Origin of the sequence: Paenibacillus chibensis, assembly GCF_004001045.1 — a bacterium.
In the GTDB taxonomy this organism is placed as follows: Bacteria; Bacillota; Bacilli; order Paenibacillales; family Paenibacillaceae; genus Paenibacillus_AQ; species Paenibacillus_AQ chibensis.
On sequence record NZ_BIMK01000007.1, the window covers coordinates 333,774 to 348,310 of the forward strand.

At 55.4% G+C, this 14,537-nt stretch carries 9 protein-coding genes; 2 read left to right on the forward strand and 7 right to left on the reverse strand.

The genetic code is table 11. The annotated features are described in order from the left end of the window. Window positions 1–154: 154 nt before the first annotated feature. On the reverse strand, window positions 155–3,475 hold the full coding sequence (locus PCH05_RS08050; RefSeq protein ID WP_127601847.1) for a DEAD/DEAH box helicase: 3,321 nt from the start codon (window positions 3,473–3,475) through the stop codon (window positions 155–157). Window positions 3,476–3,605: 130 nt separating this feature from the next. Then, a complete protein-coding gene (gene murG / locus PCH05_RS08055; RefSeq protein ID WP_127601848.1) occupies window positions 3,606–4,694 on the reverse strand; it encodes an undecaprenyldiphospho-muramoylpentapeptide beta-N-acetylglucosaminyltransferase in 1,089 nt (362 codons plus the stop codon). Window positions 4,695–4,857: 163 nt separating this feature from the next. On the opposite strand from murG, the gene PCH05_RS27225 reads away from it, so the two are divergent. Together PCH05_RS27225 and abc-f are read left to right on the forward strand one after the other, a co-directional pair. After that, window positions 4,858–5,007 carry a hypothetical protein gene (locus PCH05_RS27225; RefSeq protein WP_164766579.1) on the forward strand — a complete coding sequence of 50 codons (150 nt, stop codon included), beginning with the start codon at window positions 4,858–4,860 and terminating at the stop codon, window positions 5,005–5,007. A 90-nt stretch (window positions 5,008–5,097) separates the two neighbouring features. Then, entirely contained in the window at window positions 5,098–7,002 is a 1,905-nt protein-coding gene (abc-f, locus tag PCH05_RS08060; RefSeq protein ID WP_127601849.1) for a ribosomal protection-like ABC-F family protein, read from the forward strand. 69 nt (window positions 7,003–7,071) lie between these two features. Here the strand turns inward: abc-f and PCH05_RS08065 are convergent, their stop codons facing one another. The 5 genes from PCH05_RS08065 to PCH05_RS08085 form a co-directional block, all read right to left on the reverse strand. Beyond that, complete coding sequence (locus PCH05_RS08065; RefSeq protein ID WP_127601850.1) at window positions 7,072–7,695, reverse strand: 50S ribosomal protein L25; 624 nt, start codon at window positions 7,693–7,695, stop codon at window positions 7,072–7,074. A 210-nt stretch (window positions 7,696–7,905) separates the two neighbouring features. Then, window positions 7,906–8,358: a cupin domain-containing protein gene (locus PCH05_RS08070; RefSeq protein WP_127601851.1), complete on the reverse strand. Its 453-nt coding sequence runs from the start codon at window positions 8,356–8,358 to the stop codon at window positions 7,906–7,908. A 171-nt stretch (window positions 8,359–8,529) separates the two neighbouring features. Further along, window positions 8,530–10,818: a glycoside hydrolase family 3 protein gene (locus PCH05_RS08075; protein ID WP_127601852.1), complete on the reverse strand. Its 2,289-nt coding sequence runs from the start codon at window positions 10,816–10,818 to the stop codon at window positions 8,530–8,532. Between the two features lie 26 nt (window positions 10,819–10,844). Then, window positions 10,845–13,145, reverse strand: coding sequence for a glycoside hydrolase family 3 C-terminal domain-containing protein (locus tag PCH05_RS08080; RefSeq protein ID WP_127601853.1), 2,301 nt, complete (start codon window positions 13,143–13,145; stop codon window positions 10,845–10,847). Window positions 13,146–13,219: 74 nt separating this feature from the next. After that, a complete protein-coding gene (locus tag PCH05_RS08085) occupies window positions 13,220–14,521 on the reverse strand; it encodes an MFS transporter (RefSeq protein WP_246049405.1) in 1,302 nt (433 codons plus the stop codon). Between the last annotated feature and the right edge of the window lie 16 nt (window positions 14,522–14,537).

Here is a 14,537-nt window from a genome sequence, read left to right on the forward strand (position 1 = left end):
TATTGCTATGTAGGTAAATTTCGCCATCTCCTCCGAAAATCCTTCATAAATCCTTAGACGTTTCAAAGAATTCGTTTGCGGCATAGCCAAAAAAGAGGAGAAGCCGCTGTATTTCAGCGGCGTTCTCCTCTGTAGAAATCCGATATTCCCCTCTTTATAAAGCAAGAAGCTCGCGGATTTCCTTCTCCGACAGCGCCGTTTGCACCTCTTCGCCAGGTTCCATCACTTCGCGGATCAAATCCTTTTTGCGCTGCTGCAGATCGAGCATCTTCTCCTCGACCGTCCCTTTCGTGACGAGACGGATGACCTGAACGACATTCTTCTGCCCCATCCGGTGGGCACGCCCCGCCGCCTGCTCTTCTACCGCCGGATTCCACCATAGGTCGTACAATATCACCGTATCGGCTCCGGTCAGGTTAAGCCCGGTGCCGCCCGCCTTGAGCGAAATGAGGAAGACGTCATGCTCCCCGCCGTTGAAGCGCGCGCAGATGTCCACGCGTTCTTTGGCCGGCGTTTGCCCGTCCAGATAAAACACCGGAATGCCCAGCTTGCCCAGCTCGCTGCGGATGATGCGCAGCATGCTGGTAAACTGCGAGAAGATCAGGATCCGTCTGCCGCTTTCCAGGCAGTCCTGTACCACCTCCAGCAGCTGCTGCAGCTTGCCGGACTCGCCTTCGTAGCCATCCACAAACAGTGCGGGATGGCAGCAGAGCTGACGCAGCCGGGTAATGCCCGCCAATATTTTCATCCGGCTCCGCTGGAAGCCCTCGAATTCGAGATCCCGGCGCGTTTCTTCCTTGAATTCCTCCAAGTACGCGGCATACAGCTTCTTCTGTTCCCGGCTGAGCTCGGACTGCTGCACGGTTTCGATCCGCTCAGGCAGCTCTTCGAGCACATCCGCCCGCAGCCGGCGCAGAATGAAAGGCTGCACCAGCCGGGCGATCCGTTCGCGGGACAGCCCCCGGAAATTTTTAAGCCCGTCGAACAGTCCCGGAAATACCGCATCGAAGATCGACCACAGCTCGTCCACCGAATTTTCGATCGGCGTTCCGGTCAGCGCGAATCTGCGGCCCGCCCTGATTTCCCTTACCGCCTGCGCGGTCTGCGTAGAGGCGTTTTTGATGGCTTGGGCCTCGTCCAGGATTAGCGTACTAAACGCGATCTCCCGGTATATCCTGATATCCTTGCGGAGCGATGGATACGACGTAATGATGACGTCCGCGTCCAGATCCGGAGCGATATCTTCCTCTTCCGAATCCGGATCGATTCCGGCTTCCGCCATACGCAGAAGCATACCGCTGCGTTCCTTTCTCGCTCCCATGGCTATCTGCACCTTCAGCGATGGGGCAAACCGCTGAATTTCATTTTCCCAGTTATAGACAAGCGAAGCCGGAGCTACGATCAGAACGGGCTGAACGGCCGACGGCCCCCGGATCTCCGATACGATGTACGCAATGCTTTGCAGCGTTTTGCCCAGCCCCATGTCATCCGCCAGGATACCGCCGAAACGGTAGGATCCGAGCGTTTTCAGCCACTGGAAGCCTTCCTTCTGATAATCCCGGAGCACATGGGCGAGCTCTCCCGGAACGGCAAACTCCCCGTGCTCGGGACGCAGCATATGGTCCAGCAGACCCCGAAGGGATTTGCCGAGCTGAAGACTGCCGCTGGTATGGTCCCTGAGCTGAAGCCCCCGGAATACCGGCAGCTGCATGCGCCCGCCCGTAACGTCTCCCTTTTTCATGCCCAGCTCTTCGTACAGTTCGCCGAACAATTCGAAGGCTTCCCCTTCCAGAGACAGGTAGGAGCCTTCGGCCAGCCGGTAATATTTCTTTTTCTCGACGATGCTTAGCAGAATTTTGCGAATTTCCTTCTCGCTGATTCCATCCAGCTCGAAGGTGATTTCCAGCCAATTGGTCGTCTGATCGGTATCAGCCTTGATTTTAGGAGCTTTGCGGCCCGTATGCATCATCTGTTTCACTCCGTCTGTCGCGTAAACCTCCACCCAGGATTCAAGACGCGGCAGCAGGTGATACAGTACGTCGTACATGCTGTCTTCCTCCGACAGATCAAGCCCCCACTCTTTCTCGTAACGGACAAAGTCGCTCGAACCGAGCATATCCAGCAGCTTCTTTTCCTTCTCCGTATCCCTGACGAGGATCAGGTCGGTATCCCTTCGGGCATCCCAGTCGTCCGCCAGGGCGTCAATGACGATTCCGCCATAAACAAATTCAACTCTGGCATGCAGTGTCGTCTCATCCCGGTCCAGATAGAGCTTTGCCGCAAGCGAAGGCTGAACGATCCGGTCGCGGATGGTGGAATCCACCGATACCCTGCCGATTCTGCGCAGACCGGGTACGACCCTCTCCATCAGCGCATCCATTTGATGCGGAGATACCTGGATTTTCGTATGATCATTACGGTACAGCAGCGATTTCATTTCAGCGAGCAGGTATAGATCGGGTTCCGGCAACACATAAATTTTCCCATCAAGGACGGCGCAGCCGTATGCGTTCATCACCATGACCCTTTTCAAGCCGCGGATTTCGAGAGCGTAGGCGTCACCGTTCCCGCTGCCGATATCGATTGTGACTGGGAGCCGCTCTTCCGTGGCTTCCAAGGGAGCCGGATCGCCGAATTCTTTTTCCATGAGGGCGCCGGCGGCGGTCAAGCACGGCAAAAGCGTCTCCCAAGCAAGTGGAGGCACCGTCAGGAGGCGCTGATTGCCGGAAGTCGCGTAACCGGCGTAAAATCTTCCCGTCTCGTCATAAGCAAATTCGCTGCCCGCTATGCGAAGGAGCTGAACAATGACCGCCCAGTCCTCATCCCGGAAGGCGTGCAGGCCCGGGTCATAGGTGAAGAGCCGCGTAAAAGGGAGCGTCTTCCCTTCCTCGATATGAAGCAGCAGCTGCCGGATATTTTGCACGACGTACATCCGCTTCAGCCCGATTTTCATTTCGATCCTGAACTTGGGATCAGGCAGAAACTCGTCCGTAATTTTGCAGACGAATTCGACACTGAGCGTCTCCTTCAAGGCATTGGCCAGCCGCTGGCCCGCCCGGATGCGGCCCTGATCCGCGGCTTTATCGAACAGCTCGATAAGGCCGCCGGCAAGCCGGATATCTCGGGAAGTAATGCCGGGCGTCGGCAGGGGGATTACTGCGCCTTTGCGCGGGTCCGCCGCTTGAGCGCCTGACTTTTCCTCCTCCAGCATATAGATCAGCACCGCCGCGATATGCTTGCAATAAGGGTAATAACCGCCGAATCCGGCGCATTCGCATTCTGCGCTAAAATCCGCTCCGTCGATATCGATATGCACATGATAGACGTCCTGATCCTGCACAGCCGCCATCCGGCAGCGTTCTTCCTCATCGCGCTCGAGTACCATGACCTGCCCCTGCTCCGACATCGCCTCTCCGCGCTTGAAGCCGGTAACGCCGCACAGGTTCTTGATTCGTTCTGCAGTAAATGCCAGCATGAATGGTTGGTTCCTTTCCGAAAAGCCATATTCGTCTTCCCAATATACCATAAAAAGATCGAAAATAGCGAAAAACAGAGAACGGTTGTTCTCTGTTTCAGGTGATGTACTTATTCAAGGTTAAGCTAGTTTACTTCCATGCAGGGTTGGAGCTAGGCCGTGCCTTCTCCTTAATCAGACGGAACACGGCGGAAAGTGCATCCGAATGCTTATTATCGAGCATATGGGCAATGAATTCTTCGCGTTTGTCATAGACCTCCGTCACCTCTTGAACGAGAGAAGCATCATTCAGCTCCTCTTCCGCAAGCACTCGGCAGTACCCCGCCGTCTCGAACGAACGGGCGTTCAGAATTTGGTCTCCCCTGCTTTGCTGCTTGGTCAGCGGAATGAGCAGCATCGGCTTTTGCAGAGACAAAAATTCGAAGATGGAGTTGGAACCTGCGCGTGAAATCACCATATCCGCCATAGCCAGTACATCCGGCAGCTCCTCGTTTATGTATTCATACTGCTTATACCCCGGTACGCTTAAGTCTGGATCCAGCTGGCCTTTTCCGCAGAGGTGGACCACCTGGAAGGTTTTTGACAGAACCGGCAGCGCCGCCCTTACGGCTTCATTGATTTTCCGCGCCCCCAGGCTGCCGCCCATGATCAACAGCACGGGCTTGCTTGCGTGAAAGCCGCAGAATTTTCTGCCCCGGTCGGCATCTCCCTGCTGCAGCTCCTGGCGGATCACCGCGCCGACGTAATGCGTCTTATCCTTCCCGCTTTGTCCCCCCGTTTCCGGAAAGGTCGTGCATACGGCAGCCGCCATCGGGATTGAGATACGGTTGGCGAGCCCCGGCGTAATATCGGATTCATGGATGATCACCGGAACCTTGTTCAGCCACGCGCCGATTACGACCGGCACCGAAACGAAGCCGCCTTTCGAGAACACGACCTGGGGCTTTCTTGTACGGATCAGCCGGTAGGCCTGATACACGCCCTTGGCGATTTTAAAGGGATCCTTGACGTTCTGGATGTCAAAATATCTGCGCAGCTTCCCTGTTGAAATCGGAAAATACTTCACCGCGTCCAGGGAGCCAACCAGTTCTCTCTCGATCCCCTGCGCGGAGCCTATGTAATCAACGGACCAGCCCTCGTCCAGAAACAGCGGCATCAGCGCCAAATTGACGGTTACGTGACCCGCAGACCCGCCGCCCGTAAACAGTACCTTTTTCATGCTTACCTCCTGCTCAAAGTTCCTTTAGCTATTGTATTATACTATCGCCGTTTATATAAGCATAGAAAGCAGGCCCCCCCTTTCGGGGAACTATCCCTTGCGCGAAGTCCGCAAACCGGATAAAATAAACCTAACTTTTTATTTTCAAGGAGGTGAGGTAGTAGTGGCACAACATATTTCGAACAACCGGATCAATCAGCTTCCCATCGCATTATCCGGAATTATTCATGAAGCAGCCATCAACGGGATCCGTCTGTCCATTTTTAACCCTTCGGTTGCTTCAAAAATATGCGAAATGCCGCTCCTACCTTAACTTCAACGGAACTTCATGCGTTGAACGTTCAGCCGCGGGGTCATTTCCCCTGCGGCTTTTTCTATAGGTCCGGCATCTATGGAGGAATTCATGATGATTCAATGCAAAAACGTGCAAAAATACCACGGCGCCCAGCTGGTGCTGTCAGATATCAGCTTCGACATCGGTCACGGCGAAAAAGCCGCTCTGATCGGCCGCAACGGCTGCGGCAAGACAACCCTTTTCCATCTGCTCAAAGGAAACGAAAGCCCGGAACAAGGCAGCATCGCCATCCAAAAGGGTGCGAAAATCGGCCTGCTTGAGCAAATTCCGGCAGCATCCGCCGATGAAACGGTATACGACGTGCTTCTCCGCCCTTTTGCCGCTGTACTGGAGTGGCAGAATCGAATGAGATCGCTGGAAGCGCTCATGTCCGATCCTGCACACAGCAGCGATGCCGAGGCGCTTGCAGGCTGGCTTGCGGAATACGGCAGGCTGCAGGAGCAGTTCGAACGGGCGGACGGTTATGAAGTTGAAGCTTCGGTCGCTCGGGTGGCAAGCGGACTGGGCATCCCTCACCCGCAATTTTCCCGCCCCTTCGCCTCCCTGTCCGGGGGCGAGAAGACGAAAGTCGGCCTTGCCGTCCTGCTGCTGGAAAAACCCGATGTGCTATTGCTGGATGAACCGACGAACCATCTGGATATGGGTGCGATCGAGTGGCTGGAGCAGTTTTTAGGGGAATATGGCGGGACCGTGCTTGCCATCTCCCATGACCGCTACTTCCTGGACCGTCTCGTCAGTAAAGTGATCGAGATCGAGGATGGCGAGGCCTTTATTTACCATACCAATTACAGCGGCTACCAGAAGGAAAAGGAAGAGCGCCTGCTGCTGCAATTCGCGCATTATCAGGAGCAGCAAAAAAAGATCAAGCAAATGCAGGACAGCATTAAGCAGCTTATTCAATGGGGCAATGAGGCGAACCCGCCGAATGCGGGCTTTCATCGCCGTGCCGCCTCGATGCAAAAGGCACTCGACCGCATGGTGAAGCTGAAGCGGCCTGTTCTGGAGCGGAAGAAGATCGACCTCCGGCTGCAGCAGGAGGACCGTTCCGGCAAGCAGGTGCTGTTATTCGAGGAGGTCGGCAAAGCCTTCGGCGAGCGTTGTCTTTTCCGCGGCGTGAACGCTTTGCTCCGGTATGGCGAAACCGTGATGCTGCTCGGTCCGAACGGCTGCGGCAAAAGCACCCTCCTGCAAATGGTGCTTGGCAGCGAGGATGCGTCAGAAGGAACCATCCGTCTAGGCTCGCGCGTCGCCGTCGGTTATTTGGCACAGCAGGAGCATCCGGAGGATAACCGTCAAACGGTGCTGCAGTTCTTCCGTGAGCAGGCCGGGATCGAGGAAGGAGAAGCCCGCGGCAAGCTGGCGCGCTTTCTTTTCTACGGGCCCGACGTGTTCAAAAGCGTGGCGAGCCTGTCCGGAGGCGAATGGACGAGGCTGCGGTTTGCCGTATTGATGGAGCAGAAACCAAATCTGCTGATTCTGGATGAGCCGACCAACCATCTCGACATCGATTCCAGGGAGGTGCTGGAAGAAGCGCTGGAGGAATTTCCGGGAACCGTCCTCGCCGTGTCCCATGACCGCTACTTCATCAACCGCCTCGCCGATACCATTTGGAGTATGGAGCAAGGCGGGCTGCGGGTCATCGCTGGAGGATTTGATGCATACCAGGCGCGCTCCGCTGACGCAAGAACACAGGCGGCGCCGCCTGAGCAGTCACCTTCCCTGCCTGTTCCTTCTCCAGCGAATCAGCGCATATCCATTTCCAAATCCGTCCCCGCCCACTGGGAGAAGGAGATCCACTGCACGGAGCAGGCGCTTTCGGAGCTGGGCGAACGAATGATGGATCCTGCCATTGCACTAGATGCCGAGCAACTTATCGCCCTCCATGAGGAAACCGAACGTCTGAAGGAACAACTGGAGCAGCTGTATGATGGCTGGATGAATTCTACCCTTTAAGCAAAACTTCAAGTAAAAAGCCCGGCCATATTGGCCGGGCTTTTGCGTATATACGTCAGCTTAAAAGAGCTATTCCTGCGCTTCTTCCGCTGGAGCTTCCTGTGGTGCTTCCTCTTCGGATTCTGCTTCTCCCTCCGCCTCAAGCACAGCGCGAGGAGCCGTGACGTGAGCGATCAATTCCTCCGGCGAAGCAGTCAGCTTGACGCCTTCCGGCAGTTTGATTTCCGATGCCACCAGCTTGTCGCCCATGTTCAGGTGGCTTACGTCCACCTCGATGGAAGCCGGCAGGTTCGCAGGCAATGCCTCTACCTCGAGTTCGGTTTCCAGATGCTGCAGCACGCCGCCCGCTTTGGTTCCTTCGGCAGTGCCGTGGAATTCGATCGGCACGCGAACTTTCAGCGGTTTGTTGGCGGAAATATGCAAAAAGTCTACGTGGCTCCATGCCCCGTTCTTTTTCTGAAAATCCTTGATGATGACGTTCAAATCGGAGGAACCCTCCACTTGTAGCTTGAACATTTCCGTACGTCCCGTTCTGGCAATCTTCGCGAGCTCCTTGGCGTCTACGCTAAGCGGAATGCTATCGGTCGAATCTCCGTATACGACGGCCGGAATACGACCGCTTTCTCTAAGGCTGCGCAAGCTTGAATGTTTGGTGTCGCTTCTTCGTTCTGCTGTAAGTGAATGAGATGACATGTTGAATAACCTCCTTTAATAGTTGCTGTCTATGGGCCGCAAGTTAGACGGCATATCTATGTATTACCCATTCCGGAGACAGTACAAACGCTTTTCATGCAAAGTATTCCCCTCAAGGCGCTTTTTTACGCAAAAACCCCTGCCGCAAACAGCATGCGGCAGAGGTTTTTTAGTGATTTTGTAAATACATAAAATAAGAACAAATACGGGTTAATCAATCATAGTAAAATCGTCGAAATGAAAGCCTGGGGAGACCACGCAGGATACGAGCACGGGTTCATCACCCAGCGGGCGCGCTTCCTGCCACACATTCGCAGGAACGAGAGCTTGAGGCACCTGCCCTTTGTCCATGTCCATGCCCAGAATGATTTCCGTGCGTTCCCCCGGTTGATCGGTATCTCCGCCAAGCGCGAGCAGCAGCGGACTTCCGGCATGCCACATCCATAGCTCATCCGAGTATACCCGGTGCCACTTGGAGAATTCATGCGGATGCAGGAGAAAGTAGATCGACGTTGCCGCAGGACGGGAACCGGAATATTTCGGATCCAGCACGTCTTTCGGAATTTCAAACGACGCTTCCCACAGCCTTTTGTACCAACCGCCTTCAGGATGCGGCTGCAGGTCCAATGTTTTTACCAATGGGGATAACAATGCTTCAGTCATGTTCTGCCTTCTTTCTGTGCCGGGATTATGCACAATCTTCTTGTAAGTCACCCTGTCGATAGGGAATCTGACATTTACTTTAACAAACAGGTACAGGCTTGTAAATGATCAGGTTCCGGCAGTGAAGGCTTCGGATGCCTTAGCATTAGGATTCCCCGTTCCTCATTTGACTCATTGGCTCTGCATGCTTTGCCGCTGACGGTAAGTGTTGGTGCGTTCATCTTCAATGACGCCGCTCCAGTTCATGCCGAACGCAAAATCGTACACATGCTGCTCCGCATCCCGATAGCATTCCATATCATGAGGTACGTCTTCAAGCTGCAGCTCAACCGTCGTCATATCCGCAGGCATCTGCATCGGCAGAAGGCCCGACGGCTCTGCCGCGCCGGATAGAAGATCCATCAGCGCCTGGTCCTGGACACCAAAGTTCGCAATAATCGCATTGGCATACGGTTCGAACTCGCCGACCACGGCCGGATTGGACAGCATCATGCTGACGATGACCGGTTTGCCCTTCATCGCGTCCGCCGTCTGCAGAATCATATCCAGATCCGCTTCATTATGCGTGGTTACGGTCTTTCCTTTATACGAGCGATTCAGCACATCTTCCTCACGCGGATCCCCCGCAAGGCTGACTTCGCGCGCGTGCTCAGCCAGATAGGGCTTATACTGCAGGCTGATCGGCACGTAACCGTTGCCTCCGCCAGCCGCGTCCTGCGGATCGTATCCAATACCCGATTTCGGATTGGTGATGAATACAAGCCCCGCATCCGCTTCATCCGCGTGTTCGGTGACCGTAAAATACTGCGATATGATCTCCAGGTTGACGGGATATTCCAGCTTCGCCTGCGTCGGATTACCGAACCAATCTTTCCCTGCAGGCGTATACCGCTTCGGGATATACAGTTTGGTTTTTGGCGCAAGGGGAAGTGTGTTGTTCTTATTTTTCAGCAAAACCACCGATTTGAGCTGTGCTTCATACCCCGCCTTGACGAATTCAGGGCAGCCTACCGTCGCCTCGCTTTGTTCCGGCATCAAATATGGATTCTCGAACAAGCCGAGACGGAACATATTCAGCAGGAGACGGACAGCCGACGCCTCGAAACGCTGGCGCATCCATGCTTCCCCATGCTCCTCTACCCCCATCCGGTAAGCTTCCAGCACAGGCTCGGCTTCATTATTGCCGCCGAATTGGTCAACGCCCGCCATCAGCAGCTTATAATGCCGCTCCGCCACGCTTAGATGCTCAACGCCCCAGGATTTGCCCGTCAGGAACGAATCCTTGCTGGCCGTTTCATCCCCGGTGATCATCCAATCCGTGCAGATGACACCATCATAGCCGTGTTGATCTCGCAGCAAATCTCGGATGAGGTAGGCGTTATAGGAATTGCCCACATTTTCGCCGTTAACCGGATCCTGCCCGTAGGAAATGGTGTAGTAGGGCATGACCGCCGAGGCTTTACCCGTCTTGCCGTCCAGCTTGAAGGCGCCGTCAACGAAAGGCTTCAAATGATCGTCAAAGCGTCCTCCCGGATACACGGCATATTTACCGCTTCCAAAATGCGCATCCCTTCCTCCTTCGCCGGACCCGCCGCCAGGCCAATGCTTCACCATGGCGTTTACGCTGTCCCAGCCCCAGCCTTCCTCAAGCTCCCGCTCGCCGTCGGAATTTTGGAAGCCGTCGACGTAGGCCCGCGCCATATCCGTCGACAGCTTCGGATCCTCCCCGAAGGTGCCGTTGAACCGGAACCAACGCGGATCGGTCGCAATATCAACCTGCGGCGACAAGGCGGTCGCAATGCCTAAGGCCCTGTATTCCTTCGAGGCCACCTCGCCGAACTTGCGGGTAACCTCGGGGTCGAAGGTTGCAGCCAGGCCCAATGATTCGGGCCACATGGAGATTTTGCCGCCGGAGCCGGCATTGAATTCCGCGTTAAAAACAGGATTGTGGCGGGGATCGGAGCTATTGTTGGCAGGTATGCCCAGCCCGCTGCCCTCGGCGAATGCCTGAACCTGATTATTCCATTTCGCAGCAATTTCAGGGCTCTGTACCGTCGTGATCAAAATATGGCGCAGATGATCCTTTTCCAAAAAGCTTCTCTGCTCGTCGGTAAGCTCCCAAGGCTCCGCCCCGCTTTCCTCGTAGGGCTTGCCTCCGTACGTGCCTGCAAACCAGCCTCCGCTCGCGGCAGGAACAGCCTGGTGCCTGCTGTACAGCATCAGCCCGGCGATTTGCTCAACCGTCATTTTCGAAGCCAGATCCTTCGCGCGTTCCTTCGCAGGAAGCCGCCAATCCTCATAAGGATCTAGTTTGCCGTCTTTGTTCAAATCCTTGAAAAATAACCCGTCCTGCTCCAGAATGCCAACCCCAGAAGACGGGGAGTACCCGAGAACGGGGCCTCCCGGTTGATGAACATATGCGATTTCATCCTGCGATCGGGTTGTCTTGCTGTTGATCATGCCTGCTTCCTCCCTCAGATCGAAATTTACAATCCCAACGTTTCGTTCAGCTCACGGATCACCTGGTCCAGATCCGCTTCGGTCGTTTTTCCGCCGCCCATCAGTCCCGCCATCGAACGCAGGCCGTCATATTTCTTCCACTTCATGATTTCATCAAACAGCAGCATCAGGCTGCCGTCCCCCATGCTTTCCGCGAACATGGCGCCCATCTGCTTCAAGCCTTCGACGCTGTCGTTCATGGCTTTTTCGGCAAAGTCCGCGGTTTCGGGAATCGCAAGCAGCTCATAGAACTTCGTATTCCGCGTGACCTTCCGGAACGGGATGCCTGTGGAAATCACTTTGACCTCCGCGCTGAGCGGGGTATCTGCCGAGGATGGGCCTGCAACAATTTCATAGATTCCCGTTTCGGCAAACCAGTCGTGGATGTCCGTATTGAAATAGGCGAAGGCTCGCTTGCCCAGCGTAAAGGTCACCTTGGCTGACTCACCCGGCTGAAGGCTGACCTTCTCGAATCCCTTCAGCTCTTTGGGCGGCCTAACGACCGAGCTGTCAACCGGCTTCACATACAGCTGGACGATTTCCTTGCCTGCGCGGCTGCCCGTATTGCGGACGGTCACCGTAACTTGAATTGACTCCGTGTCCTTCATCAAAGCTTTATCAACCTCGATTTTTTCATACGCAAAGGTCGTGTAGCTGAGACCATAGCCGAAAGGAAATAGCGGCTTTTCCTTTTTCGCTTCATAATATCGGTATCCGACAAACAGTCCTTCGCCGTAAAAAACCTCATTTTTACCGCCCGGGAAGTTCAGGTAAGCCGGCGTTTGCTCCAGGCTTACAGGGAAAGTCTCCGCGAGCTTGCCGCTTGGATTCACGCGGCCGAACAGCACATCCGCCGCCGCGCTGCCGCTGGCCTGCCCGCCCAGATACCCTTCAAGCACGGCTGCGGCTGCATCCAGCCAGGGCATCGCGATCGGTGCGCCGTTGGACAACACAACCACAGTGTTTGGCTGGGCCGCGGCCACACGCCGGATCAGCTCGCAGTGGGAGGCAGGCATGTGCAGATGCGTCCGGTCAAAGCCCTCGGATTCGAATGATTCAGGCAGCCCTGCGAAGATAACCGCCACTTCCTTCGACGCTGCAAGCGCTACGGCTTCTGCGATCAGCTTCTCATCAATCACGTCATCGGTCAGCCCGTAGCCTTGCGCAAATGCGACCTCGCCCTCCGCCGCATCGCGAATGGCAGGCAGCGCAGCGTCCAGGCGGCTAGGCGAAATATGCGAGCTCCCTCCGCCTTGATAACGCGGTTTATCCGCGAATGCACCGATCACGGCAAGCGATTGCTTGGGATCCAGCGGAAGCAGTCTGCCTTCGTTTTTCAGCAGCACCATACATTCCGCGGCTGCCTGCCGGGCGAGCGCGTGATGCGCCTCACGGTCATATACATAGCCTTCTTGACGGGCGTCGAAGGTCTTCCAGATGACGCCAAGCAATCGTTCCACCGCTTCATCCAGCACGCGCTCATCCAGTTCGCCTGCTTGGACGGCTTCCACGATCATGCGGTCGCGCTCAGGTCCGGCGTAAGGCATTTCCAGCTCCAGTCCAGCCTGCAGGCCTTTGACGCGTTCGTTGATCGCTCCCCAGTCGGTCATGACAAAGCCGCTGTGTCCCCAGCGTTTTTTAAGCACCTCGGTCAGCAAATATTCGTTTTCCGAGCAAAAATCCCCGTTGACGAGATTGTAGGCGCACATCAGCGTCCATGCGTCGGCTTCGGTCACCGGGCCCTCGAATGCGCGCAAATAAATCTCGTTTAGCGTCCGTTCATCGACAATCGTATTGATCGAATTGCGCAATGTTTCCTGGTTGTTGGCCGCGAAATGCTTGACGGAGGTGCCGACTCCCTTAGCCTGAACACCCATTACATGCTGCGCGCCCATCTCTGATGCCAGATAAGGATCCTCGGAAAAGTACTCGAAGTTGCGCCCGCATAGCGGCGAGCGTTTAATGTTGACGGCCGGGCCTAAAATGATCTGTACGTCTTCCGCCAGACACTCCTCTCCGAGCGCCCCGCCGACTTCGCGGATCAATTCGCGGTCCCAGGACGAGGCCAGCCCTGCTCCGCTGGGGAAGCAGGTCGCCGGCACCGTTTTGCTGGACATGTCGCCCGGATTGGCCTGCTTGCGCAGACCGTGGGGTCCGTCAGTCATCACGATGGACGGAATGCCAACACGTTCCACCGCTTTCGTCTGCCACATGTTGAGTCCCGAGCATAGGCTCGCTTTTTCTTCTAGGGTCATTTGTGATATCAATTCTTTTATGTTTCTGGACATGTTTTTCTCCCTCCAAGGCCTGTTATGGTATACGCGATGAAATACCTTGATAGATCCTCAATTAAATACCTCAATTAAATACTATGAGCGACAGGAGCCTGACTTTCCGCCCCTTGATCCGTGCCCGTTCTCTGCCCGACTTCCGGAAGCGGTCTAACCGCAACCATGCCGAGGACAACGCAGACGGCCAGGACGATATAAAAGAAGGACCAGCCGCCGATTCCAAGGAGCAGGGGCGCAATGGCCGGTACGATCGACTGCGGCAGCGCATTGGCAACATTCATCAGGCCAAAATCCTTGGCTGCGTCCTCCTTGCGGGGCAGAATCCGCGCGACAAGCGCCGTATCCACCGCCGAGAAGCAGCCGGCTCCCAAACCGATGACCGCGGAAGCGATAATAAAAGCCGTGTAATGCGGCACGAAGGCGTAGACCAGTATGCCGACGACCATAATAAGCGACGATCCGTACAGGAACGGTTTTTGCTTGCGGAGCTTATCGGAGAGCACGCCGCCGAAAATACTGGTCACGGCCATCGCCAGCATGGAAATGATATTGATGGTCCCCACGCTGTTCGTTGCCTCCGTTTCGGTAAAGCCCATGCGGTTCACCAGCATGACCGTCAAATACAAGCTGCTGCAGTACCCCATCATCAGGAGAAACTTGGAGATGATGGCCCAAGTAAATTGCGGGAATTTACGCGGGCTGGGGTAAATTTTGCTCAGCCGTTCGCCGAGCGCGATCTGTTCTTTCGGTTTCGGCTGAATATGGACCTTGCCGTCACGGATCAGGAACAGGCTGATCACCGGTCCGACGACTCCCAAAATGGACAGAAGAATCCATTTCGCATTGGACGGCAGGCTTGTCAGCAGCATCATAAGCACCATTCCAACCGCCATCGCGATCGGCAGAACCAGTCCGATCAAGCCGGACATCGTTCCTTGCTTTTCTTCCTTCACCTGGTCCGGAATCAAGGCCGTGAATGCAGCCATCCCGAAGTTGAAAAACAGCTGCGCAATGGCCCAGCCAATCATGACCTGCCATACTTCCGTTGCCAGACCTACCATTAACAAAGCGGCGCAGCCGACAATCGGCCCGATGAGAATCCACGTGCGCCGCCGGCCAAAAGCGATATTGGTACGGTCGCTGAGCGCACCGCCGATCGGATTGCCGATCAGGGCAAAGAAAGCACCGATGCCTGCAACCAAGCCGTAGGATGAGGTGTAGCCATCCGGATCTATTTCGATCATTTTAAAGGTCAAGAGCAGTAAAGCCGGCGTCATCAGTGCGACCATCATGAGTCCGTATCCGACCATGATGCCGAACGTCAATCTTCCAAAAGGCGTTTTGACCTGCCCGTTCGTTGTTGCTTGTGTCATAAAAGCGACCCCCTAC